The sequence below is a fragment of the Prevotella sp. P5-108 genome, from assembly GCF_002251385.1.
In the GTDB taxonomy this organism is placed as follows: domain Bacteria; phylum Bacteroidota; class Bacteroidia; order Bacteroidales; family Bacteroidaceae; genus Prevotella.
The window spans coordinates 76,503-102,128 of the sequence record NZ_NPJJ01000053.1 but is presented as its reverse complement, the minus strand read 5'-3'; the positions used below and the strand labels follow the sequence as shown (position 1 = coordinate 102,128).

Genomic DNA, 25,626 nt, shown 5'->3' with positions numbered 1-25,626 from the left:
CAACATCGAAGTTGTCTATAAGCACATCCGGAAGAATGGCGCGTAGTAGCTTGGTCTGTTCCATATGGCAAAGGTACGACTTTATTCCTAACATACGGTGTTACCAACCGGAAAAATCCGCAGACCCCATCACTTCCGGCGCCGACAGCTGCGGTGAGCGCCACCTGGCGCAGTCGCGGGACAAGGCTGATGAACTGGTTTTCGGTCATTGTACTGTGGCTTTGTTACACCAATAAGACACATAAGGCGGATGAAACCAAACGGGAATTAACATTTTTAACAATTCTGCCGACTCCACAGCAATCTGCAGAGCTACGGCGTAGCCGTCATGCAGCCGGCGGATAATGCTCCAAATCGCATGATCAAGCAGTCTGGGGCTCCATACAAAACTCAATAACGGCTGTATCATTGAAAAAAAGCGAGAGCCGCATGGCCCTAAGTGGGCCGGCGGCTCTCGCTTATGTTGTAATCAAGGGAAAAACCTTAGATGTTGCTGTCTTTGACGTCGATGTCGAGGATGTTCTTCTTGTTGGCCTCGATGCGCTCGTAATCCTCACGCGAACCAACGATGAGCTTGTCAAACTGGCGCAGACCTGTACCGGCGGGGATGCGGTGACCGCAGATAACATTCTCCTTCATACCCTCGAGGCGGTCTTGCTTGCCACGGATGGCAGCCTCGTTGAGCACCTTGGTGGTCTCCTGGAACGAAGCGGCAGACATGAAGCTCTTGGTACCGAGGGCAGCACGGGTGATACCCTGGAGTATCTGGGTGGCTGTGGCCTGGACGGCATCGCGCACCTGGACGAGGTGCAGGTCGCGGCGCTTGAGGCTTGAGTTCTCGTCGCGCAGCTTGCGGAGAGTGATAATCTGACCAGCCTTGAGGTTCTCGGAGTCGCCGGCGTCGGTGACTACCTTCTTGCCCCAGATGCGGTCGTTCTCCTCGGCGAAGTCGAGTTTGTCTACGAGCTCCTGCTCAAGGAATGTGGTGTCGCCCGGGTCATTAATCTGAACCTTGCGCATCATCTGACGCACGATAATCTCGAAGTGCTTGTCATTGATCTTCACACCCTGGAGGCGGTAAACATCCTGTACCTCGTTGACAATGTACTCCTGTACGGCGGTGGGACCCTTGATGGCAAGGATGTCATTGGGAGTGATGACACCATCGGAGAGTGGAGTTCCGGCACGCACGGCGTCGTGCTCCTGCACGAGCAGCTGCTTGCTCAGATTGACAAGATACTTATGGGGTTCGCCGTGCTTGGGCGTAACGATGATCTCGCGGTTACCACGCTTGAGCTTGCCCATAGTGACCTCGCCATCGATCTCAGATACGACTGCGGGGTTAGAGGGGTTGCGGGCCTCGAAGAGCTCGGTAACTCGTGGGAGACCACCGGTGATGTCACCAGCACCTCCTACGGCACGTGGAATCTTAACGAGAGTGGCACCGGTAGATACCTTCTGTCCGTCTTCTACCACTACGTGACAGCCTACGGGGAAGTTGTAGGTACCGAGCACATTGCCGTCGGCGTCTAGCACATCGCAGGTAGGAACCTTGGTGTGGTCCTTGGCGTCGATGATAATCTTCTCGGAAAGACCTGTGGTATCGTCGGTCTCGGCCTTGAAGGTGACACCGTCGATGACGTCGTTGAAGCGCAGTGTACCGGCATATTCGGTAACGATGAGCGCATTGAAGGGGTCCCACTTGGCGATGAGGTCGCCCTGCTTGACGATGTCGCCGTGCTTGTTGTAGAGGATAGAACCGTAGGGCAGGTCGAGGGTAGAGAGGACAATATCGGTATTGGGGTCGATGAATCGGATCTCGCCCAGACGGCTTACGACCATACGGCAATCCTTGGACTCGTCGTCGCGGAAGGGAACGTCGCGCACCTCTTCAAACTCGATGCGGGCATTGTTCTTGGCAACGATGCTGGCGTTGGCGGCTGCATTACCAGCCACACCACCGGCGTGGAATGTACGCAGTGTAAGCTGTGTACCAGGCTCACCGATGGCCTGAGCGGCGATGACACCGGCAGCTTCGCCCAGCTGTACCATACGCGAGGTGGCGAGGTTGCGGCCATAGCACTTGGCACAGATACCGCGCTTGCTCTCACAGGTAAGTACGGAGCGGATTTCTACCATCTCGATGGGTGACTTCTCGATGATGTCGGCCTTCTCCTCATTGATTTCCTCACCGGCTGCGCAGATGAGCTCGCCAGTGGTGGGGTGGATGATGTCATGGACTGACACACGGCCGAGGATGCGCTCGCCGAGAGAAGATACAATCTCGTCGCCATTCTTGAGCGCACGGCACTCGAGGCCACGCAGTGTACCGCAGTCTTCCTGGGTAATGATGACATCGTGGGACACGTCGACGAGACGACGGGTAAGGTAACCGGCGTCGGCAGTCTTCATAGCGGTATCGGCAAGACCCTTACGGGCACCGTGGGAAGCGATGAAGTACTCGAGCACAGACATACCCTCCTTGAAGTTGGAGAGGATAGGATTCTCAATAATCTGAGCGCCCTCGGCACCGGCCTTCTGGGGCTTGGCCATCAGACCACGCATACCGGAGAGCTGCTTGATCTGGTCCTGAGAACCACGGGCTCCGGAATCGAGCATCATGTATACGGCGTTGAAGCCCTGGTCGGCTTCGGTCATTTCCTTCATCAGAACATCACCCAACTCGTCGTTGACGTGGGTCCAGGCATCGATAACCTGGTTGTAACGCTCGTTGTCGGTGATGAAACCCATGTTATAGTTGTTGGTAATCTCCTCGACCTCGCGCTGTCCCTTCTCTACGATAGCCTCCTTCTCAACAGGGATGATGATATCGTCGAGGTTGAACGACAGACCGGCTACATAGGACATGTGGTAACCCAGGTTCTTGATGCCGTCAAGGAAGGCGCAGGCGCGAGCCATACCGACTGCCTTGATAACGCGGGCGATGATGCCACGGAGTGACTTCTTGGAGATGATTTCATTGACGAAGCCCAGTTCATCGGGGATAATCTGATTGACTACCACGCGGCCAACAGAGGTCTCGACAATATGCTTGACGGGCTGACCCTCAACGATATCGTCGACGAGCACCTTAACAGGAGCGTGGAGGTCGCACTTGCCGTCGTTGTAGGCGATGATGGCCTCTTCGGGACCGTAGAAGCTCAGACCCTCGCCCTTGGCTCCGGGACGGAGCTTGGTGATATAGTAGAGACCGAGCACCATGTCCTGAGAAGGCACGGTGATAGGAGCGCCGTTGGCAGGGTTGAGGATGTTGTGGCTCTGGAGCATCAGTATCTGTGCCTCGAGTACAGCCTCGTTGCTCAAGGGAAGGTGGACAGCCATCTGGTCACCGTCGAAGTCGGCGTTGAACGCAGTACATGCCAGCGGGTGGAGCTGGATGGCTTTGCCCTCGATGAGCTTGGGCTGGAAGGCCTGGATACCCAGACGGTGCAGTGTAGGAGCACGGTTGAGGAGCACGGGGTGACCCTTCATGACATTCTCGAGGATGTCCCAGATGACGGGCTCACGACGGTCTACTATCTTCTTGGCGCTCTTGACAGTCTTGACGATGCCACGCTCGATGAGCTTGCGGATGATAAATGGTTTGTAGAGCTCGGCAGCCATCAGCTTGGGCAAACCGCACTCTCCCATCTTAAGTTCAGGACCAACGACGATAACCGAACGCGCTGAATAGTCGACACGCTTACCGAGAAGGTTCTGACGGAAGCGGCCCTGCTTACCCTTGAGTGAGTCGGAGAGTGACTTGAGCGGACGGTTGCTCTCGCTCTTCACGGCACTGGCCTTGCGAGAGTTGTCGAAGAGAGAGTCGACAGCCTCCTGGAGCATACGCTTCTCGTTGCGGAGAATCACCTCGGGAGCCTTGATTTCGACGAGTCTCTTCAGACGGTTGTTGCGGATGATGACACGACGGTAGAGGTCGTTGAGGTCGGATGTGGCAAAGCGGCCACCGTCGAGGGGTACGAGCGGACGAAGCTCGGGGGGGATGACGGGAAGTATCTTCATAATCATCCACTCGGGCTTGTTGACCTCCTTGGACGAGCGGAAAGCCTCGACAACCTGCAGGCGCTTCAGAGCCTCGGTCTTGCGCTGCTGGCTGGAGTCATTGTTGGCTCGGTCGCGCAGCTCGTAAGAGATAGAGTCGAGGTCGAGGTCGGTAAGGAGGTCGCGGATAGCCTCGGCACCCATCTTGGCGATGAACTTGTTGGGATCATCGTCGGGGAGGAGCTGGTTGTTGGGGTCGAGCTGGGTATCGAGAATGTTCAGATACTCGTCTTCGGTGAGAAGGTCCATGCGGTGAGAACCGTTGATCTCGAGTCCGTCCTTGTCGGTGCGGCCCTCAAAGGCTCCGGGCTTGATGACGATATACTTCTCGTAGTAGACCACAGCGTCGAGCTTCTTGGTAGGCATTCCGAGCAGATAGCCAATCTTGTTGGGCAGTGAACGGAAATACCAGATATGTGCGATGGGCACTACCAGTTCGATATGACCTGAGCGCTCGCGGCGTACCTTCTTCTCGGTAACCTCGACACCGCATCGGTCGCAGACGATACCCTTGTAGCGTATGCGCTTGTACTTGCCGCAGGCGCACTCATAGTCCTTGGTAGGACCGAAGATGCGCTCGCAGAAGAGTCCGTCACGCTCTGGCTTATAGGTACGATAGTTAATCGTCTCTGGTTTGGTAACCTCGCCAAACGAATTTTCCAGGATTTCTTCGGGAGAAGCCAATCCGATGGTAATCTTCGTAAAATTATTCTTTATTTTTGTATCTTTCTTAAAAGCCATTGTCTTGAAATAATTAAGGGTTCTCGTTTAATCAAGTTTGATACTCAAACCAAGACCACGGAGTTCGTGGAGAAGTACGTTGAGTGACTCGGGGATACCGGGAGTAGGCATGGCATCGCCCTTGACGATAGCCTCGTAAGCCTTGGAACGTCCTACGACGTCATCACTCTTGATGGTCAGAATCTCCTGGAGCACATGGCTTGCACCGAATGCCTCAAGAGCCCAAACCTCCATCTCTCCGAAACGCTGACCACCAAACTGGGCTTTACCACCGAGTGGCTGCTGGGTAATCAAGCTGTACGGACCGATAGAACGGGCGTGCATCTTGTCTTCTACCATGTGGCCGAGCTTCAAGAAGTAGGTCATACCGATGGTAGCAGGCTGGTCGAACTTCTCGCCGGTCTCACCATCATATATATAGGTAGAGCAGAGGCGGGGCAGACCTGCCTTGTCGGTCCACTCGGAGAGGTCGTTGAGCTTGGCACCGTCGAAGATAGGAGTGGCAAACTTGACACCGAGCTTCTTACCGGCAGCACCGAGGATGGCCTCGAAGATCTGACCGAGGTTCATACGAGAGGGCACACCCATAGGGTTGAGCACCAGGTCTACAGGACGTCCGTCCTCGAGGAAAGGCATATCCTCGGCACGTACGACCTTGGAAACGATACCCTTGTTACCGTGACGACCGGCGAGCTTGTCGCCCACCTGAATCTTACGCTTCTTGGCGATATAGACCTTGGCCATCTGCAGGATGCCTGAAGGCAGCTCGTCGCCAATGGTGATGGCAAACTTGCGGCGCTTCAGCTCGGCATCGAGCTGCTTGTACTTGCGGATATAGTTCATGATGAGCTTCTGGATAAGGCCGTCGGTATGCTCGTCGCCAGTCCAGCCATTGCTCTGGATGCCGTCGTACTCGAGGTTCTTCAGCGCAGTAGCGGTGAAGGTAGAACCCTTGGAGATGATTTCGGCACCGGTATAGTCCTTGATACCCTCACACTTCTTGTCTTCGGTGAGTTCAAGGAGCTTGTCAACGAGGATATCTTTCAGGTCCTCATTCTTTGCCTCGTATTCCTCGTCAATCTTGGCCAGAACAATCTTGTCCTGCTTCTTGGACTCACGAGTCTTGATGGCACGAGAGAAGAGCTTCTTGTCGATAACCACACCGCTGAGTGATGGATTGGCCTTGAGTGAAGAGTCCTTCACATCGCCGGCCTTGTCGCCGAAGATGGCGCGCAGCAGCTTCTCCTCGGGTGAGGGGTCGCTCTCGCCCTTGGGCGAAATCTTACCGATGAGCACATCGCCTGGCTCTACGCGGGCTCCGACGCGGATAACACCGTTCTCGTCAAGGTCCTTGGTAGCCTCTTCGCTCACATTGGGGATATCAGAGGTAAACTCTTCCACACCACGCTTGGTCTCACGCACGTCGAGTGAATACTCGTCGACATGTACGGAAGTGAGCACATCCTCACTTACCAGGCGCTCAGAGATAACGACGGCGTCCTCATAGTTGTAACCCTTCCATGGCACGTAGGCTACGAGCAGGTTGCGACCCAGGGCCAGCTCACCATTCTCGGTGGCATAACCCTCGGTGAGGATATCACCGGCTTTCACACGCTGACCCTTGTCGCAGATAGGACGAAGGTCGATGGTCATATTCTGGTTGGTACGACGGAACTTGGGAATGCGATACTCCTTGAGAGCAGGCTCGAAGCTGACGAAGTCTTCCTCCTCGGTGCGGTCGTAAAGAATACGGATGGTGGTGGCGTCAACATACTCGATGACACCGTCGCCCTCGGCGGTAATCATGGTGCGCGAGTCCTCGCAGACCTTCTTCTCCAGACCGGTACCTACGATAGGTGCATCGTTGTGGAGCAATGGCACTGCCTGGCGCATCATGTTACATCCCATCAGCGCACGGTGACCGTCATCGTGCTCGAGGAAAGGAATAAGACCTGCTGAAACAGAAGCAATCTGCTGGGGAGCAACGTCCATGTAATCTACCTGGGTAGGAGCAACTACTGGATAGTCGGCATCCTGACGGCACTTTACAACCTTGCGGATGAAGTTGCCCTCGGGAGTAAGGGGCGCATTGCCCTGACCGATAATCTTGGCCTCTTCCTCCTCTGCGGTAAGGTATACCACGTCCTTGTTGTCCATGTCGGCCTTGCCGTCAACAATCTTACGGTAAGGTGTAACGATGAAACCGAGGTCGTTAATCTTGGCATACAGACAGAGTGATGAAATAAGACCGATGTTAGGACCTTCAGGACTCTCGATAGGACACAGACGGCCGTAGTGAGTATAGTGTACATCTCGAACCTCGAAACCGGCACGCTCACGAGAAAGACCGCCAGGACCAAGGGCCGAAAGACGACGCTTGTGGGTAACCTCGGCAAGGGGGTTGGTCTGGTCCATGAACTGGCTCAGAGGGTTGGTACCGAAGAATGAATTGATAACGCTCGAGATGGTCTTGGCGTTAATCAGGTCGGTAGGAGTAAACACCTCATTATCACGAACGTTCATGCGCTCACGGATGGTACGGGCCATACGGGCAAGACCGATAGAGAACTGGTTGGCCAACTGCTCGCCTACCGTGCGTACACGGCGGTTGCTCAGGTGGTCGATATCGTCAACAGTAGCATTGGAGTTGACGAGCTGGATAAGATATTTGATAATCTCGATGATATCTTCCTTGGTAAGCACGCGGACATCAGACTCGGTGTTCAGGCCCAACTTCTTGTTGATACGGTAGCGGCCCACCTCGCCCAAGTCGTAACGCTTGTCAGAGAAGAACAGATTCTGGAATACTTCCTTGGCACTGGCATCATCGGCAGGGTCAGCATTACGCAGCTGGCGATAGATGTAGAGCACGGCCTCCTTCTCAGAGTTAGAGGGGTCTTTGGCCAATGTATTGAAGATGATAGAATACTTGTTACCGGCTTCGGCATCCTTGTGCAGGAGAATGCTCTGAGCTCCACTTTCCAGAATCTCAGGTATCATCTCCTCGGTGATGACTGTCTCACGCTCAACGATAACTTCCGAACGGTCAATAGATACTACTTCACCAGTATCTTCATCCACGAAATCCTCGTTCCAGCGAGTCACCACGCTACCGGCAACCTTGCGGCCTACGCAGGCCTTGAGGTTCTTCTTGTTGACCTTTACCTCCTCGGCAAGGTCGAAGATGCGCAGAATGTCCTTATCGCTTTCATAACCGATGGCACGCAGCAGTGTCGTAACAGGCAATTTCTTCTTACGGTCGATATAAGCATACATTACATTATTTATATCGGTCGCAAACTCAATCCAAGAGCCCTTGAATGGAATGATACGTGCGCTGTAAAGCACAGTACCGTTGGCATGCACACCCTGACCGAAGAATACACCCGGTGAACGGTGCAGCTGGGCAACTACCACGCGCTCAGCACCGTTGATAACGAATGTACCGTTGCTTGTCATGTAAGGAATGGTACCGAGGAACACGTCCTGGATGACGGTTCCGAAATCCTCGTGGTCGGGGTCGGTACAAAACAGCTTCATCTTAGCCTTCAAAGGCACACTATATGTAAGGCCACGCTCCAGACACTCGTCTATGGTGTAACGCGGCGGATCAATATAGTAATCCAAGAACTCAAGAACGAAGTTATTGCGAGTATCGGTGATAGGGAAGTTCTCAGCGAACACCTTATACAGACCGTCATTCTTGCGTTCTTCAGGCGGAGTTTCCAACTGTAAAAAGTCCTTGAAAGACTTCAACTGCACATCGAGAAAATCCGGGAAAGGGTACGGATTATGCACGCTGGCAAAATTTACTCTGTTATCGACAATTTTTGTAGCCATAAATGAATTAAATGATCTGTTATAAAAGCCCGAAAGAGCGGGCTGGGCATCAGCGTCTATAGAAAGACACAAAAAGGTTAGGACTCACCGACTGGGCAAATCCTAACCATATTTAAGAGAAAACTGAGTTCTTATTACTTGAGCTCTACCTTAGCGCCAGCTTCCTCGATAGCCTTCTTCAGGTTCTCAGCCTCTTCCTTAGAGAGACCTTCCTTAACTGTAGCAGGAGCAGCGTCTACGAGATCCTTAGCCTCTTTCAGACCAAGACCGCAAGCCTCCTTAACAGCCTTAACTACCTGGAGCTTTGTAGCACCTACCTCAGCGAGGACAACATCGAAAGATGTCTTCTCCTCAGCTGCGGCTGCACCAGCAGCAGCAGGACCAGCAGCAACAGCAACAGCTGCAGCTGCGGGCTCAATACCGTACTCGTCCTTCAGGACTGTTGCCAACTCATTTACTTCCTTAACAGTAAGATTTACTAATTCTTCTGCAATAGCTTTAATGTCTGCCATTTTATTCTAAATTTTAATTGTTCTTGTAATAAATATATCTTTGACTTTATGTAATTGTAATTGTTACATTGCAATTATTATTCAGGACGCTCGCCTAAAGTCTTGAGCACACCGTGGATGGTGTTTGCGCCTGACTGAAGAGCAGAAACAACGTTCTTGGCGGGAGACTGAAGCAAAGCAACAATATCTGCGATAACTTCGTTCTTGCTCTTGATAGCCACGAGTTCCTCGAGCTGGTTAGCTCCGAAGAAACCCTCCTCTGCGTAAGCAGCCTTAAGTGCGGGGATACCCTCTTTGGTATATTCCTTAAGCAACTTGGCAGGTACATTCGCTGTGTGAGCGAAGAGGACGGCGGTGCTACCCTTCAGGCTACCGTAGAGCTCAGAGAAATCAATCTCAGACTCTTCCATTGCCTTGTGGAGAAGGGTGTTCTTCACAACGACCATCTTGATTTCACTCTTGAAGCACTGGCGACGGAAATCACTGGTTTTCTCTGCATTCAATCCTGTTACGTCAACAAGATAGAAATGGGGATATTCCTTGAGTTTCTGTCCAAGCTCTGCTATAATAGTATCTTTAAGTTCTTTCTTCATTGTACAAAACTTTTAGAGTTATTCAACTGATTTAGGATCAATCTTGATACCCTTACTCATAGTGCTTGAAATAAAGATACTCTTGATATATGTACCTTTAGCAGCAGCAGGCTTCAACTTGATAACGGTCTGGATAAACTCCTTAGCGTTACCATAAATCTGCTCGGCGGTCATATTAACCTTACCGATAGAGGTGTGGATGATACCAGCCTTATCTACCTTGAAGTCAATCTTACCCTGCTTAACGTCCTTAACTGCCTTAGCAACATCCATAGTTACAGTACCGCTCTTGGGGTTAGGCATAAGACCACGAGGACCGAGGACACGGCCGAGGGGACCTACTTTACCCATGCAAGAGGGCATTGTGATGATGACATCGATATCTGTCCATCCGCCTTTGATCTTCTCGATATATTCATCAAGACCAACGTAGTCGGCACCTGCCTCCTTGGCAGCTGCTTCCTGATCGGGAGTACAGAGGGCGAGTACACGCGTAACCTTACCTGTTCCGTTAGGAAGAGATACTACGCCACGAACCATCTGGTTTGCCTTACGGGGGTCAACACCAAGACGAACGTCCACGTCAACAGAAGCCTCAAACTTGGTAGTGGTAATTTCCTTGACCAGCTCTGTAGCCTCCTTGAGTGTGTACATCTTCCCTGCTTCAACCTTCTCAGCGACTGATTTTTGATTTTTTGTCAGTTTACTCATCTTTAATTGAAGTTTTTAAATTATTCTCCAGGGAAGTCCCCTTTTACAGTGATACCCATACTGCGAGCAGTACCGGCAACAAGTCTCATAGCGCTCTCGATAGTGAAACAGTTCAAGTCAGCCATCTTGTCTTCGGCGATAGCCTTTACCTGATCCCAGGTTACGGTTGCCACCTTCTGACGGTTGGGCTGGGCTGAACCACTCTTTACCTTGGCCACCTCTTTCAACTGCACAGCTGCGGGAGGAGTCTTGATAATAAAGCTGAAAGACTTGTCTGTATAATAAGTGATAACAACAGGAAGTATCTTACCTGCCTTATCCTGGGTTCTGGCGTTGAACTCTTTGCAGAATCCCATAATGTTGATACCCTTAGAACCCAAAGCAGGACCTACGGGTGGTGAAGGATTCGCAGCGCCACCTTTAATCTGTAATTTGATTAATCCAGCAACTTCTTTAGCCATTTTTGTTAATAATTGATTTTTTGTTAATTATCAGTCTGAAGAGTGGAAGCCTCTCGACTTGTTAGGAAGACACACCGTAACAATATGCGCCTATCCTTCTTTTTCTACTTGCATGAAATTCAACTCAAGCGGTGTCTTGCGTCCGAAGATTTTCACCATAACCTTGAGCTTGCGCTTTTCGGTGTTCACCTCTTCGATGATACCGGTAAATCCGCTGAAAGGACCGTCGGTAACCTTGACAACCTCGTTTACCTCGTAAGGGATGTTTACGTCTGCGGCAAACTCAGCTTCCTCAGCAGCACCGAGCATACGGTTGATATCGCTCTGGGGAACAGGTGATGGATTGTCAAGACCTCCGAGGAAACCTAAACAGTTGGGCATAAAGCGCAAAGTATGTGCAACATCACCGATGAGTGTTGCCTGCACAAAAACATATCCTGGCAGAGAGATTTTTTCCTTCTCCACGCGACGACCGTTACGCTGAGAATATGTCTTCTCTGTAGGAATAAGTACCTGAGCTACATTAGCACTGAGCAAATCGTTGTGTTTGATTTCGGCCTCAATATATTCTTTGAGCTTGGCCTCCTTGCCACTAACGGCGCGCAGTACATACCAATTCATTCCAGTTTCTGCCATTGTTACCTTTAATTAGGATAGATGGTAGTCATCACAAAACGGAAAAAACTATCCATTGCGAAAACAACAAGAGCCACCACAACAGAAGCAGACAGCACAACAACAGCGCTATGCGTCAGCTCAGCGTATGACGGCCAAGTGGTCTTATGTACAAGTTCGTTATAACAAGCCTTGCAATAATTTCCTATTTTCTTAAACATATATTTTTTATTTTTGCACGGGTTGGAGGGCTCGAACCCCCGACACCTGGTTTTGGAGACCAGTGCTCTACCAACTGAGCTAAACCCGTAAGAAAGTCTCCGCAACCGCAGCTGCGGAGACTTGTATTTAGTTTTTCAACTAATTCTCTGATTACTTAACGTCGTCGAGGATAGCTGTGATCTGACCAGAACCTACTGTACGACCTCCCTCACGGATAGCGAAACGGAGACCCTCGTTCAGAGCAACCTTGTAAATCAAGGTAACCTCAATCTCTACGTTGTCACCAGGCATTACCATCTCAACTCCCTCAGGAAGTTTGATTTCACCGGTACAGTCCATAGTACGGAGATAGAACTGAGGACGATACTTGTTACCGAATGGAGTGTGACGGCCACCCTCTTCCTTCTTCAATACGTAGATAGAAGCCTTGAAGTGATCGTGAGGAGTGATAGCACCGGGGTGCACAACTACCATACCACGCTTAACCTCGTTCTTGTCGATACCACGGAGAAGCAGACCTACGTTGTCACCAGCCTCACCCTCAGCAAGAATCTTGCGGAACATCTCAACACCAGTGATAACTGACTTCTTGTCCTCACCGAGACCGAGCAGCTGAACTTCGTCACCTACCTTACACTTACCAGTCTCGATACGACCTGTAGCAACAGTACCACGGCCAGTGATTGAGAACACGTCCTCAACAGGCATCAAGAAAGGCTTATCAACCTCGCGAACAGGCTCCTGGATCCATGTATCAACAGTATCCATCAGTTCGAGAACCTTGTCCTCCCACTTCTCAACACCGTTCAGAGCACCGAGTGCAGAACCGCGGATGATAGGAGTATCCTCTTCATAGCCATACTGCTCGAGAATCTCGTGAAGCTCCATCTCAACGAGCTCCAGCATTTCCTCGTCGTCTACCATATCGCACTTGTTCAGGAATACTACCAGACGGGGAACGTTTACCTGACGAGCGAGAAGCACGTGCTCACGTGTCTGAGGCATAGGACCATCAGTAGCAGCACAAACCAGGATAGCACCGTCCATCTGAGCAGCACCAGTAACCATGTTCTTTACATAGTCAGCGTGACCGGGACAGTCAACGTGTGCATAGTGACGTTTAGCTGTTTCATACTCAATGTGAGCAGAGTTGATAGTGATACCACGCTCTTTCTCCTCAGGAGCGTTGTCGATCTGGTCAAATGACTTAACTTCCTCGCCAGTACCCAGTCTCTTGTGAAGAACGAGAGAGATGGCAGCTGTCAAAGTAGTCTTACCGTGGTCAACGTGACCGATAGTACCGATGTTTACATGCGGTTTGGTACGTACGAATTCTTCTTTAGCCATAGCTTTGATATTTAATTTTTATAATGAAAATCAGTTTAAATTAATATATTGTTTGTTTTCCATATCCTTTCCGTTCTGCCGGAATGAGATAAGAATTAGAGCTGTAACTGAGAGTTGAACTCAGGACCTCTTCCTTACCAAGGAAGTGCTCTACCACTGAGCTATTACAGCAAATTTAGAGCGGAAAACGGGGCTCAAACCCGCGACCCCCAGCTTGGAAGGCTAGTGCTCTATCAACTGAGCTATTTCCGCGTTGAGTGGGTGGTGATGGATTCGAACCACCGAAGGCGAAAGCCAGCAGATTTACAGTCTGCCCCATTTGGCCACTCTGGTAACCACCCATATTTTTACGGCCATGCGTCCGTTTCCGTTTCTTGAGCCTCTTGTCGGATTCGAACCAACGACCCCGAGATTACAAATCACGTGCTCTGGCCAACTGAGCTAAAGAGGCAAATCCTTGCAGCCGCCGAGCGACTCGTTTTTAGGACATGTTGTAAAACGGCTGCAAAGATACGCATTATTTTTCTATTGCCAAAACTTTTTGCAGTTTTTTTTAATGGCTACGCTGTTTTTCCTTGAATTTGGTGAGTTGAACCTTCAGGCTCTCGACACACTGGTCAATACTTTCCTCAAATGTGTCACAAGTCTTTTCAACATAAAGGTCCTTGCCGGTCACACCCACAGTCACGCAGGCTTGCTTGTTGAGAGCGGTGGCAGGCTTCACCACTTTTAATTGCACCTCTACTTTCTGAATATCTTCATAAGTTTTTTCCAACTTGGCGATTTTCTTTTCGACAAACGCCTGTAACTTCTCGGTAGCGTCGAAATGTATCGACTGAATCTTAACTTCCATAATTACCTCCTTTTTATTTAATTAAAGAGTTACGCCCTTGGATGGGCTTCTTGATATACTCGCTTGAGTTGCTCAAAGGTGGTATGGGTGTAGATTTCGGTCGTAGAGAGACTCTCATGACCCAACAGTTTCTTCACACTTTCCAGACCAGCCTCATGATTGAGCATAGCGGTAGCGAAGGTATGGCGGAGCACATGGGGCGACCGTTTGCTGAGCGTGGATACAAGCGACAGACATCGCTTCACCTCGTTTCTTACCTGGTCACCGCTCATCCTCTCTCCCTTGCGAGTCACAAACAGGGCGCCGTTACCGGCCTTGACCTGCTCATCACGCACCCTTATATATATTAATAAGGTGTACTCCAGTTCATCACCCAGAGGGATGATGCGCTGCTTGTTGCGCTTTCCCAACACTTTGACAGCATGGTTAGCCCAGTCTATCGCCGTGTCGTCCAGTCCTGTCAATTCAGAGAGACGTATGCCTGTCTCGTAAAAAGTCATCAGCATCGTCCTTGCCCTTACGCTTTCGAAGTCATCACCCCACTCCACCACATCCAGAAGCCGGTTCATCTCCTCTTCTTTCAGAAATTGCGGCAGGGGCTTTGCCTTCTTCGGGCCCTTAATCATCCTCGACGGGTCGCGGGCTACCTTTTGGTGAGCCAGAGCATAACGGTAAAACGAGCGAAGAGCACTCAGTCTGCGATTAACAGAAGTGCCCCTGTTGCCTTTATCCATCATGCTTTCCATCCATCCACGGATGACATCGGCATCGACAGTCTCCCAGGAAAGCAGCATGTCCAAATTTTTGAAATATGCCTCAAAAGCCTTCAGGTCTTCGGCATAACTGCTAACAGTCAACTCTGAACGGTTCTTTTCAAACCGCAAGTAGTCCAAAAATTCGCCAATCATCGCCATCGCGCCTATTACATTACTGTTTTCGGCAACGAATATACGGAAATTAATTCAAACTACCAAATTTTCGGAGGAAAAATTATTCCTCTTCCTGACGGAGCTTCTGTACGTAGATGGCGTGTTCCATCTTGAGACGCTTCAAAACAGAAGGCTTATCAAACTGCTGACGAGAGCGGAGTTCCTTAATAACACCTGTCTTTTCGAATTTTCTCTTGAACTTCTTGAGAGCTCTTTCGATGTTCTCACCATCTTTTACTGGTACAATAATCATTGTCTTGTTTTTATTAATTAATTATGTTAAACTTATTGCTTTCGGGCATGCGCCCAATAATAGCGGCTGCAAAATTACTGCTATTTTGTCACTTGGGCAAGTTTTTTGCCCTATTTTTTCACAAAACGGCTGAAATTGTTGCATTTACGCCATTCAGTGCCACTATCTCCAGCCCATTCCAACCCATAGATACGCCCTCCGCAGCCCCCGTTTCTGGGGCGGAGATTATGGATGGAAGTCGGGGAAGGACTGATGCAAAAAGGGAGATTATCGGCGCTTTCGCCGAGGACATCGTCAGAATTGCCGAGGGCACCTTCACACTTCCTGAGGGTACCTTCACGGTCGCCGAGGGTATCTTCACGGTCGCCGAGGGTATCTTCAGAATTATTGCGAGGAGGGATATGGATATTTCATGGCTTGAAATGATTGTTGCGGAGCTTGATACTGGTATTGCGTGTCACGAAATTACTCTGATGGGATGCTGCATGGGAATGTGAATGGCTAACGGATGAGCGAAGCGGGTAATAGGTGCGACGAAGTGGACAAACTCGCAGACAATGCGGGCAACGGATGTAGCAAGATGGGTAGCCGTGTACAACAAAGTGGGCTGCAATGCACAATAAAGTGGATGGTCAGGGACTATAAAGTGACTGCCCTTATATATATAATAATGTAGGGAATGGCAGAAATGGTGATTTGCCTATTGGTGACGATTGCTACAACGCTGGGAGCGGCTGGGAGGGCGGTTGGGTTTCTATCCACTCTTCCTCGGACTGTCGTGGTTTTCCTTGGGGCTGTCTTGGATATTTTTGAAGTTGTCATGGATATCCTTGAGACCGTCGCGGGTGTCCTTGGGGCCGTCACGAATATCCCTGGAGTTGCCACGGATATTCTCGGGGCTGTCGCTGATATCCTCGGGGCTGTGGTGGCTCAACCTCTTGCCCATCCCGCCGCCACAGCCAGCCACATGGCGCTAACACTGGTCACCGCTATAGCCGTTGTGACGGAAGGGAAATTCGTCCTCTTCCTTAGGGACAAACATCGAGTCGTCTTCGCTCTCGCCGTCCATACGGGCAAGCGTCTGGCTGTTCTTGAAACAGGTCTCGAGATAGTCGTTGCGATGAAAATATCTGCCGAGCACCTCGCGGTAGTCATCAAAGGCCTGCGGCGATGGCATCTCGGTGAATATACGGGCAATCGCAGCCTCAACCTCATCAATGCCGCAGTCCTCGGCCAGACAGGAGAGGGCGCCCAAGGCATAGGTCCAACCCCACTTGGCATACCGGGTGACGAGCCTTACCACCCGCTTCCGGCAGGCATTGTCTATACGACAGCCGTAGAGCCTCGACACGACCAACACGCCAAGATAATCGAGCCTCGCGTCGCCACACCACGACTCCACGATGTCGAGGAAGTGGTTGCAGTCGTCCTCGGGCGAAGCGAGCAGCATCTTCAGCCCCGTCTCGTCCCTACAGTCGATATACTCTTCCACCTCTGCCATGCGGCGCTGGCAGTCCTCGAGTATGCTCACCATCCGCGCGTCGGGCTCTATCCCCACCCCGTGCAGGAAGAACTGGTGCAGGTTGTCTATCGGCGGTTCGTCGTTGCACTGGAATGCGAACAACATCTCCAGAAGGAACTGCGGAGTCTGGTTCTGACAGTAATCTTCGGCATAGAAGGGGTTGGGCTCGCCCCGCTCGTCATACTTGTCGATGCAACCCAGCACATCCAGGGCGTCGGAGTCGCGGGCAAGCGCCTTTTCCACATAGTGGCGCGTGTAGTGGTTGTCTGGGCCCTCCCGGCGGCTGCAGTCGTCGAGGAAGAGACGCAGCGCATATCTGTTGTAGTCCCTGCCCTCGCTGTAGGCGGCATAGATGCTGGCGGCATCGGTCCATCCATAGCGCTCGACGAGCTGCCTGTTCTTGTCCACGAAATCGATGCTGCAGTCTACCTCAGCCTCCTGACTCAGCAGTTCGTCTGCCAGCAGTATGGCGAGCCCGCTGCCTATGGCGCTATCCAGCTCGGTTATCATCGGAGCCATCTCGCGCCTGTCCACCTGCGTCCTACCCACATAGGGGTATAGCATCAGACGGCGCACCGAGTTCTCGTCTACCTCTACGGTCATCACCATATCGCGGGCCGTCACCCAGTCCCTGACCTTCACGTCTATTATCACTTGTATCATATCTTCCATTTCCGTTATGCTTGCCGGCACCATGCCAACAGTCTGCAAAATTAGCGAAAATCATTCTGTCCACAGCTCTCAAGATACGTATAAAACTCTGCCGGACCCACTTTTTCTCCCTACTTGTCATGGCCAGACAAAAAAGTGTGCCCTTTTGCACCCATTACTCGTTTTTTATTTTTACCTTTGTCACACATTGACAATCGCATTACACCTATTTATATTATATAGACAATGAAGACATCTAAGAAGTGGACCATCCACATTGCCTGTTATGTGATAGCTGCCCTCGCGCTATCCGTTCTCAACGAGTTGCACCCTGCGGTGAAATACCGCACAGAAGTAATCGAGCCACAGACCGAGGCCATGCAGCCCACGGCAGTCATCGACCTGGACAACGACAACCCCTATGCCTACGCCGGACAGGAGAGCGACGGCAAGCTGTATCTCTATGCCGACAGACAGCTGGCAGTCATGAACCCGCGCGTCTCCGAGAACCGCAATCTGACATTCATGCAGATTGTCACCGCTGCCGACGGCGCTATGGAGCTCCACGTCAAGGGCTTCATCAATGTCGACGCCCAGGGCCACTACTCGCTCGATGATGCCGACAATGTGGGCAAGCCTATGGTCATCAAGCAGGTCAAGGACGGCGAGCCCATCATGCAGAACATAGCCAATATCGACACCAAGCGGTATAAGATACGCCTCCTGCGCAATGCCCCTCTCGGCATCAATGCCGACGCCGTGGCCGAGGCAGCCCAGCGCGTGAGCCCCGACTACACCCCCGCACCCCAGCCCGACCCGGAGCAAGAGAAGATGCAGGAGTATATCCACAACAAGAGCCTGCTGGTCTACAAGAGTACCATCTTCTACTCGCTCCTGGGCATCACCGTGCTGGCAGTGATTATGGCCATCCTGCTCTTTGCCGAGCGCGACGAGATAGAGTTGGGTCCGAAGAACAAGATAACCACCTACGACGACGAGCTGACCATCAGCACCGAGTACCAGAAGATGCCCAAACTGCTCCTGGTGAGCAACTATCTCTTACTGGCCCTCATCGCCGTCATCACGGTATGCCTCTGCGTGCCCCAGTTGACCGAGACCATCTTCGCCAATCTCTTTGCCGGCTTCTTTGAAGGTCTGGGCGCCATCATCATGCTCACGGCACTGGCCTGCGCCATGGCCTACAACTGCTGGATGATGAGCCGCCACATCAAGGATGCTGAGGCCTGCGATACCGACAAGGGCTTCTGGCTCACTGCAGTCGAGATACTGATGGTGATTGTGGTCAACACCGTGGTGGTAGCCATGTGGCTGCCCGTGTCACTGATACCCGTCTTCGGCATCAACGTGATACTCGCCCTGCCCAACATCATCATCGCCTATGCCACCAGCGCCCACCGCTCCGAGCTCCACAGGATGCTGCCCGTCCACGAGATATACAAGTGGATAAGCGGCTTCACCGTGCTGGCCATCGTCGTACTGCTGTGGATATTCAACTGTCTGCTCCAGGGCAAGGTGCGCAGCGACAAACTCGAAGCCGCCGCCAACGCCAAGCGCCAGCTCTCTGAGGGCAATGACTTCTATGCCACCGGAGAAGACGGCAAGCTGCACCACTTCCAGCGCGTAGGCTCCAGCGACGAGTGGCGCGACCTCAGCGATGAAGGCGGCCAGATCTACTACCGCAATGGCACCGTATTCACACGTGCTGCCTACTAAGAGAACATGATGCCAGATACAGCCACACTACTTTACCGGCGTGTAGAGGCGCTTGCGCACCTCGACAACGATGCCGTCGAGGTGCGCAACAGGAGTCTGCACGCCGCCCTAGCGCAGGTGTGTCATGAGGGAGTCAAGGATACGGGCATGGCCTTTGGCAACCTGTTTTCGCAGGTCGACTACCTGTGTCGCAGCCGTGCCGTGGGCGCCGCCGACAGGCAGGAGGTACAGACCATGCGCCGCCACTCCAACAGCACCGAGCCCATCGCCGATGCCGACTGGCCCTACGACCTGCGCGCGCTGGCTCTGCTCGTGTCGGCAGTCACCTCCACCGACGTGCCCTCGACCCTCGTGGGCCGTCTGCCCGTCATGGGGCGTCCCGCCGACCTCAGCCACACCATAGACCGCCGCTATCTGCGCTGCGTGGTCACCGACCATGACGACCAGTTCATCCACGTCCATGCCGACGGCGAAGGCACGGGCGACACCTACACCGTCGACTACACCGCCCACTGCTATCTGCAGCCCCTGCTCAAGCGCGGCATGCAGCTCAACCTCATCGACTGCCATGAGGGCAAACACCTCGAGCCCGGGCTCATCATCGTCGAGCCCGACTATCTGCTCGACATCAGCCAGATAGCGCGCTGCTTCACCGACTACGGCCACCATCCCCTCGCCTATGTCGCCAACAGGCTCAGCCCTGCCGCCAACTCCTATGCCATACTCCTGGGTAACTTCGCCGGGCGCGCCCTCGACGACATCATCAACCACCCGACGGACTACGACTGGCTCGACACCCTGCGCACCAATTTCCGCGAGCGGGCGCTCGACTACTGCACCTGCCCCGACTTTGCCGGCGGAGCCAAATTCAAGGTCGACGCCAAGGCGCAGGTCGACAATCTGTGCGGCATCGTAGACAATCTCTTCGCCCCCGACCCCGCCTCGCGCCGCCGTCCCTACAGGCGCGACCGGGCCATCCTCGAGCCTTCCTTCGTGTGCGAGCGGCTGGGCATCCAGGGTCGTATCGACCTCATGACCACCGACATGCGGCTGCTGGTCGAACAGAAGTCGGGGCGCAACTACAATATCGAGCGCGGATATGCCAACCAGTATGGCTCCTTCCAGAAGGAGGACCACTATGTGCAGCTGCTGCTCTATGCAGGGCTGCTGCGCCAGAACTTCGGACTGGGCCACCGCAAGACCGACATACGCCTGCTCTACTCCAAGTATCCCCTGCCTGGCGGACTGGTAGCCGTCAACGAGTACCAGGCCCTCTTCCGCGAGGCTATTGCCCTGCGCAACCGCATCGTGGCGCAAGACTACGCCATAGCCCACGACGGGTTTGGCAGCATCATCGACCAGCTCACCCCCGAGACCATCAACGAGCGACAACTGTCTACCCGCTTCTTCTCCGACTACATTCTGCCCCAGCTCCAGCGCCTGCTCACTCCGCTCCACACCATGAGCGCCGTAGAGCACGCCTACTTCTGCACCATGGCGACATTTGTGATGCGCGAGCAGCTGGCTGCCAAGGTGGGCAGCAATGAAGGCGTAAGTGCCAGCATGGCCGACCTGTGGAACATGCCGCTCGCCACCAAGCGCGAGATGGGCAACATCTACACCGGGCTCACCATCACTGGCAAGGAGAAGAGCAAGGGACGCGGCGGATGGGACATCGTCAGCCTCGACGTGCCCGACCAGGGCGAGGACTTCCTGCCCAACTTCCGCCCGGGCGACTCGATATATCTCTATGCCTACACCGACACGCCCAACCCCACCGGCGCCATCCTCTTCAAGGGTTCGATAGTGACGATGAGCCAACACAGCATCACCGTGCACCTCAACGACGGCCAGCAGAACGAACATATACTCGCCGACAGCACCTATGCCGTAGAGCACAGCGGCTCAGACAACACCTTTACCGCCAATCTGCGCAGTCTGAGCGAACTGATACACGCGCCGAGCGACCGCCGACAGCTGCTCCTCTCGCAGCGCGAACCCACAGCCGACACCTCGCGACTGCTCACCCGCCCCTACAGCCCCACCTACGACGCCACGCTGCTCAAGGTCAAGCAGGCCAACGAATTCTTCCTGCTCGTGGGCCCGCCGGGAACCGGCAAGACATCGATGGCGCTGCGCTTCATGGTCGAAGAGGCACTCTGCGACCCCGACGCATCGCTGCTGCTCACCTCGTACACCAACAGGGCGGTAGACGAAATCTGCGCCATGCTCACCGAGGCGGGCATAGACTATCTGCGCATAGGCAACGAGTACACCTGCGACCCCCGCTTCCGCGACCAGTTGCTCGACAGGCGCGTGGGCGAGACTCCCAGACTCGACCTCGTGCGCCAGACGCTGCTCTCGGCCCGCGTGGTCGTGGCTACCACCACCACGCTGCAGAGCCGCACGCCCCTCTTCGCGCTGCGCCACTTCTCCCTGGCCATCATCGACGAGGCCAGCCAGATACTCGAGCCTTCGCTGATGGGGCTGCTCACCCATATCGACAAGTTTGTCATGGTGGGCGACTACAAGCAGCTGCCGGCAGTGGTACAGCAGCCCGCCGCACTCTCGCAGACCACCGACCCGCTGCTCACAGCCATCCATCTCACCGACTGCCGCAACTCGCTCTTCGAGCGGCTTTACCGCCGCGAGATGGCATTGGGTCGCACGCAGTTTGTGGGCATCCTGCGACGTCAGGGACGCATGCACCCCGACATCGCAAGTTTCCCCAACGAGATGTTCTACCGTCGCGAGCAGCTGGAGTGCGTGCCCCTGCCCCACCAGCAGACCGACGTCATCTACCCCACGCCACTGCCCCACGCCGCCGACAGTCTCGACACGCTTCTCCACCATCACCGCCTGCTCTACTTCCCCTCGGCCGGCAATCTCTCACCCACCCAGTCAGACAAGGTCAACCCCGTAGAGGCGAGGATAGTAGCTCGGATAGTCGGGCGGATATACTCCTACTGTGGCAAGGGCTTCGACCCCGACCGCACGGTGGGCGTCATCGTGCCCTACCGCAACCAGATAGCCATGATACGTCGCGAGATTGAGCAGATGGGCATCGAGCCGCTCACCCGCATATCCATCGACACCGTAGAACGGTATCAGGGGTCGCAGCGCGACGTTATCATCTACTCGTTTACCATCCAGCACGCCTACCAGTTGGACTTCCTCACCGCCAACTGCATGGAGGAAGACGGCCTGGTGATAGACCGCAAGCTCAACGTGGCGCTCACGCGTGCCCGCAAGCAGCTCATCATTACCGGACACGAACATACGCTGCGCCAGAACGCACTCTTCGCAAAACTCCTGGACCATATACGCAGCAGGGAGGGATATGCCGAGCCGCAAGAAGAGTAGTCCGGTCGTGGGAGCAAGGATAATCGGCAGAGGCCATATCGCAGAGGCTTTGCCACAAACGATTGTGGTGGCCGTAAGGCCCTCGCATAGCTGGAAAACAGACAATTGGCAGACGGGGATAAAAAAAGTGGGCAGTCATGGCGTGGCATGGATAGATTATTAGTACCTTTGCACCGTCAAACAGAGCTGCCGCTACGGTTGCGGGCTGCTACACAACAGATATCTCTATGCTTAGCAACACTACTAAAGGTTATATTCTGGCTGCCATCGCAGCCGCAAGTTACGGAACCAATCCCCTCTTCGCCCTGCCCCTATATAAAATAGGTATGAACCCCGAATCGGTTCTTTTCTTCCGCTATATGACCGCCATACCTATGCTGGCAGCTATGCTGATGATGCGCGGACGCGGTTTCGGACTACGCCGGCACCAGATACTGCCACTCGTGGCGATGGGTCTGATAATGGCCATCTCGTCGCTCACCCTCTTTGAGAGCTACAACCACATGGCGGCAGGCATAGCCTCAACGCTGCTCTTCGTCTACCCCATCATGGTGGCGGTCATCATGGCACTCTTCTTCAAGGAGCGGCTCACCATCACCACCATCCTCTGCATCGTGATGGCTCTGAGCGGAATAGGGCTGCTCTATCGTGGCAGCGACGGCGACACACTGAGTCTGGTGGGCACGCTTCTGGTCATGGCATCGTCGCTGAGCTACGCCATATACATCGTGGGCGCCAACCGCCCCATGCTGAGCGAGATCCCCACGCTCAAGATTACCTTCTACGTGCTGGTGTTCGGCGCTGTAATCTTTGCCGGACGCTTTGCCACAGGCACGCCCTTCACCATGCCCGCCGCCAGCCAGTGGTATATGTGGGCCGACGTGGTGGCGCTGGCGCTCTTCCCCACCGCCATCTCCTTCCTCTGCACCACGGCTGCCATCCAGCGCATTGGCTCTACGCCCACCGCCATACTGGGAGCGCTGGAGCCCGTGACAGCCATCATCTTCGGCGTGCTCGTCTTCGGCGAGACCCTCACCCCGCGCGACATGGTGGGTCTGACGCTCATCATCGCGGCTGTGACAATGGTGGTAGGCGGAAGCAAGACAGGTGAATACCTGATGCGGCTGCGCCGTATGTTCCCACGCATACTCAACCACGTACGCCACAAGTGAGGAAAGATTTAAGCGCATAAATTTGTAAGTCAGCAGGAAAACAAGTACTTTTGCAACCTGTGCATCAAGATACACAAAGAATGGAACAAGACAACAAGAAATTTGAACAGATACTGGTAAACATTACCGGTCAAGACCGCCCGGGACTCACCGCGATGGTCACAGAGATACTGGCACGCCACAAAGCCCAGATACTCGACATCGGTCAGGCAGACATCCACGCCACTCTCTCACTTGGCATCCTCATCCGTATAGACGAGCGCCAGTCGGGACAGGTGATGAAGGAACTGCTCTTCAAGGCTACCGAACTGCAGGTGCAAATAGCCTTCACCCCCATAGGCGACGACGAGTACGAGGCATGGGTCAACAAGCAGGGCAAGAACCGCTACATCCTCACCCTGATAGGCAAGACGCTCACCGCAGAGCAGATTGCCTCAGCCACCAAAATCATCGCGCAGCAGGGGCTCAACATCGACTCGATACTGCGCCTCACTGGACGCCAGAGCATCAAGAAGACCAACCGCAACGTGAGGGCCTGCATCGAGTTCTCGCTGCGTGGCACGCCCCGAGACCAAAAGGAAATGCAGGGAGACCTCATGCACATGTCGGCAGACATGGGTATAGACTTCTCATTCCAAAAGGACAACATGTACAGACGCATGCGCCGACTGATATGCTTTGATATGGACTCGACGCTGATACAGACCGAGTGCATCGACGAACTGGCCGACCGCGCCGGAGTGGGCGACAAGGTGCGCGCCATCACCGAGAGCGCCATGAGGGGCGAGATAGACTTCAAGGAGAGTTTCACCCGACGCGTGGCACTGCTCAAGGGCCTCGATGCAAGTGTGATGCAGGAGATAGCCGAGAAGATGCCTATCACCGAGGGCGCCGACCGTCTCATGTCGGTACTCAAGAGATGTGGATACAAGATAGCCATCCTCAGCGGTGGTTTCACATACTTCGGCGAATACCTCCAGCGCAGATACGGAATTGACTATGTCTACGCCAACGAGCTGGAGATAGACGATAACAACAAGCTCACCGGACGCTATGTGGGAGAGATAGTAGACGGTACACGCAAGGCCGAACTGCTGAAGCTCATCGCACAAGTGGAGAAGGTAAACCTGGCGCAGACCATCGCCGTGGGCGACGGTGCCAACGACCTGCCCATGCTGAGCGAAGCCGGTCTGGGCATAGCCTTCCATGCCAAGCCACGCGTGGTGGCAAGCGCCGAGCAGAGCATCAATACGATTGGACTCGACGGAGTGCTCTACTTCCTCGGGTTCAAGGACAGTTATCTCGAAGACCAGGGCCGTTTCTGACCCCGCGACCATACACGACACTCCCGACCGCAATGTCCACACCAGGGCATTGCGGTTTTGTTTTGTCCGAAGCGGGTGTATGACGGCTGCGGTTATGGTCTCTGCCGTGGAGTCTGGCGATGCGCGCAGCGGGACTATGATGGATATTTAACACACATTATTTGGGGAATTCAAAAAAAATGAATAAGTTTGTGCAGGAAACAATAATAACAAGAACGATTATGACGAAAGAAGAACTGATGAGACGCGCCATCGCCCTGAGCGAAGAGAGCGTGCGCAAAGGCGGCGGCCCCTTCGGCGCCGTGATAGCCCGCGACGGCGTGGTGGTGGCCGAGGCTTCCAACCGTGTGACCCTCGACAACGACCCTACCGCCCATGCCGAGGTCAGTGCCATCCGCGCCGCCTCGCTGCGTCTCGGTACCTTTGACCTCAGTGGTTGCGACATCTACACCTCATGCGAGCCTTGCCCCATGTGTCTCGGTGCCATCTATTGGGCACATCTGGACCACATCTACTATGCCAACGACCGCAAGGACGCTGCCGCAATAGGTTTCGACGACGACTTCATCTATCAGGAGATAGCCCTCGCTCCGGCAGACCGCCACAAGCCCATGCGCATCCTGCTGCCCGATGAAGCCAAGAAAGCCTTTGAGGCATGGAGAGAGAGCGACAGCAAGACTGAGTATTGACCCCTACAAGCCAATATCCGCCACAGGCAGA

General features: G+C 53.7%; 20 protein-coding genes and 5 tRNA genes. 6 read left to right on the top strand and 19 right to left on the bottom strand.

Features of this window, described 5'->3' with window-relative positions:
• Positions 1 to 483 precede the first annotated feature (483 nt).
• The 17 genes from rpoC to rpsU form a co-directional block, all read right to left on the bottom strand.
• Complete coding sequence (gene rpoC / locus CIK95_RS10515; protein WP_094466968.1) at positions 484 to 4,803, bottom strand: DNA-directed RNA polymerase subunit beta'; 4,320 nt, start codon at positions 4,801 to 4,803, stop codon at positions 484 to 486.
• 27 nt (positions 4,804 to 4,830) lie between these two features.
• Positions 4,831 to 8,643 (bottom strand): DNA-directed RNA polymerase subunit beta, encoded by a 3,813-nt coding sequence (rpoB, locus tag CIK95_RS10510; RefSeq protein WP_022309503.1) that lies wholly within the window; start codon positions 8,641 to 8,643, stop codon positions 4,831 to 4,833.
• 134 nt (positions 8,644 to 8,777) lie between these two features.
• Positions 8,778 to 9,155, bottom strand: coding sequence for a 50S ribosomal protein L7/L12 (gene rplL, locus CIK95_RS10505; protein ID WP_094387054.1), 378 nt, complete (start codon positions 9,153 to 9,155; stop codon positions 8,778 to 8,780).
• 77 nt (positions 9,156 to 9,232) lie between these two features.
• Positions 9,233 to 9,748, bottom strand: a complete 516-nt coding sequence (gene rplJ, locus CIK95_RS10500; protein WP_022309505.1) for a 50S ribosomal protein L10 — start codon at positions 9,746 to 9,748, stop codon at positions 9,233 to 9,235.
• A gap of 18 nt (positions 9,749 to 9,766) precedes the next feature.
• Positions 9,767 to 10,459: a 50S ribosomal protein L1 gene (gene rplA, locus CIK95_RS10495; protein ID WP_022309506.1), complete on the bottom strand. Its 693-nt coding sequence runs from the start codon at positions 10,457 to 10,459 to the stop codon at positions 9,767 to 9,769.
• Between the two features lie 20 nt (positions 10,460 to 10,479).
• Positions 10,480 to 10,920: a 50S ribosomal protein L11 gene (rplK, locus tag CIK95_RS10490; RefSeq protein ID WP_022309507.1), complete on the bottom strand. Its 441-nt coding sequence runs from the start codon at positions 10,918 to 10,920 to the stop codon at positions 10,480 to 10,482.
• A 90-nt stretch (positions 10,921 to 11,010) separates the two neighbouring features.
• Positions 11,011 to 11,556, bottom strand: coding sequence for a transcription termination/antitermination protein NusG (gene nusG / locus CIK95_RS10485; protein WP_094387055.1), 546 nt, complete (start codon positions 11,554 to 11,556; stop codon positions 11,011 to 11,013).
• A gap of 8 nt (positions 11,557 to 11,564) precedes the next feature.
• Positions 11,565 to 11,756: a preprotein translocase subunit SecE gene (secE, locus tag CIK95_RS10480; protein WP_022309509.1), complete on the bottom strand. Its 192-nt coding sequence runs from the start codon at positions 11,754 to 11,756 to the stop codon at positions 11,565 to 11,567.
• Between the two features lie 16 nt (positions 11,757 to 11,772).
• Positions 11,773 to 11,845, bottom strand: a tRNA-Trp gene (locus CIK95_RS10475).
• A 62-nt stretch (positions 11,846 to 11,907) separates the two neighbouring features.
• The gene (gene tuf, locus CIK95_RS10470) at positions 11,908 to 13,104 is read right to left on the bottom strand and encodes an elongation factor Tu (RefSeq protein ID WP_094387056.1); all 1,197 of its coding nucleotides are present in this window, start codon (positions 13,102 to 13,104) and stop codon (positions 11,908 to 11,910) included.
• 99 nt (positions 13,105 to 13,203) lie between these two features.
• A tRNA-Thr gene (locus tag CIK95_RS10465) sits at positions 13,204 to 13,275 on the bottom strand.
• A gap of 8 nt (positions 13,276 to 13,283) precedes the next feature.
• A tRNA-Gly gene (locus CIK95_RS10460) sits at positions 13,284 to 13,356 on the bottom strand.
• Positions 13,357 to 13,362: 6 nt separating this feature from the next.
• A tRNA-Tyr gene (locus tag CIK95_RS10455) sits at positions 13,363 to 13,445 on the bottom strand.
• Positions 13,446 to 13,481: 36 nt separating this feature from the next.
• A tRNA-Thr gene (locus CIK95_RS10450) sits at positions 13,482 to 13,555 on the bottom strand.
• A 102-nt stretch (positions 13,556 to 13,657) separates the two neighbouring features.
• The gene (gene hpf, locus CIK95_RS10445) at positions 13,658 to 13,957 is read right to left on the bottom strand and encodes a ribosome hibernation-promoting factor, HPF/YfiA family (RefSeq protein ID WP_022309647.1); all 300 of its coding nucleotides are present in this window, start codon (positions 13,955 to 13,957) and stop codon (positions 13,658 to 13,660) included.
• Positions 13,958 to 13,986: 29 nt separating this feature from the next.
• Positions 13,987 to 14,865 carry a tyrosine recombinase XerC gene (gene xerC / locus CIK95_RS10440; RefSeq protein ID WP_254046456.1) on the bottom strand — a complete coding sequence of 293 codons (879 nt, stop codon included), beginning with the start codon at positions 14,863 to 14,865 and terminating at the stop codon, positions 13,987 to 13,989.
• An 82-nt stretch (positions 14,866 to 14,947) separates the two neighbouring features.
• Positions 14,948 to 15,139 (bottom strand): 30S ribosomal protein S21, encoded by a 192-nt coding sequence (gene rpsU / locus CIK95_RS10435; protein WP_022309645.1) that lies wholly within the window; start codon positions 15,137 to 15,139, stop codon positions 14,948 to 14,950.
• A gap of 23 nt (positions 15,140 to 15,162) precedes the next feature.
• On the opposite strand from rpsU, the gene CIK95_RS10430 reads away from it, so the two are divergent.
• Positions 15,163 to 15,636 carry a hypothetical protein gene (locus CIK95_RS10430; protein ID WP_144007808.1) on the top strand — a complete coding sequence of 158 codons (474 nt, stop codon included), beginning with the start codon at positions 15,163 to 15,165 and terminating at the stop codon, positions 15,634 to 15,636.
• 257 nt (positions 15,637 to 15,893) lie between these two features.
• Here CIK95_RS10430 and CIK95_RS10425 read toward each other — a convergent pair whose 3' ends face one another.
• Both CIK95_RS10425 and CIK95_RS10420 read right to left on the bottom strand, forming a co-directional pair.
• Positions 15,894 to 16,085: a hypothetical protein gene (locus CIK95_RS10425; RefSeq protein WP_094466965.1), complete on the bottom strand. Its 192-nt coding sequence runs from the start codon at positions 16,083 to 16,085 to the stop codon at positions 15,894 to 15,896.
• Between the two features lie 27 nt (positions 16,086 to 16,112).
• Positions 16,113 to 17,324 carry a hypothetical protein gene (locus CIK95_RS10420; RefSeq protein ID WP_144007807.1) on the bottom strand — a complete coding sequence of 404 codons (1,212 nt, stop codon included), beginning with the start codon at positions 17,322 to 17,324 and terminating at the stop codon, positions 16,113 to 16,115.
• Between the two features lie 234 nt (positions 17,325 to 17,558).
• Here CIK95_RS10420 and CIK95_RS10415 point away from each other — a divergent pair, with 234 nt between their 5' ends.
• From CIK95_RS10415 to CIK95_RS10395, 5 genes are all read left to right on the top strand, one after another.
• Positions 17,559 to 19,046: a hypothetical protein gene (locus tag CIK95_RS10415; RefSeq protein ID WP_094466963.1), complete on the top strand. Its 1,488-nt coding sequence runs from the start codon at positions 17,559 to 17,561 to the stop codon at positions 19,044 to 19,046.
• Between the two features lie 6 nt (positions 19,047 to 19,052).
• Positions 19,053 to 22,409, top strand: a complete 3,357-nt coding sequence (locus CIK95_RS10410; RefSeq protein WP_254046455.1) for an AAA domain-containing protein — start codon at positions 19,053 to 19,055, stop codon at positions 22,407 to 22,409.
• A 227-nt stretch (positions 22,410 to 22,636) separates the two neighbouring features.
• A complete protein-coding gene (locus CIK95_RS10405) occupies positions 22,637 to 23,581 on the top strand; it encodes a DMT family transporter (protein WP_094466962.1) in 945 nt (314 codons plus the stop codon).
• Between the two features lie 80 nt (positions 23,582 to 23,661).
• The gene (gene serB, locus CIK95_RS10400; protein WP_022309639.1) at positions 23,662 to 24,906 is read left to right on the top strand and encodes a phosphoserine phosphatase SerB; all 1,245 of its coding nucleotides are present in this window, start codon (positions 23,662 to 23,664) and stop codon (positions 24,904 to 24,906) included.
• Between the two features lie 221 nt (positions 24,907 to 25,127).
• On the top strand, positions 25,128 to 25,595 hold the full coding sequence (locus CIK95_RS10395; protein ID WP_022309638.1) for a nucleoside deaminase: 468 nt from the start codon (positions 25,128 to 25,130) through the stop codon (positions 25,593 to 25,595).
• The last annotated feature ends 31 nt before the right edge of the window (positions 25,596 to 25,626 follow it).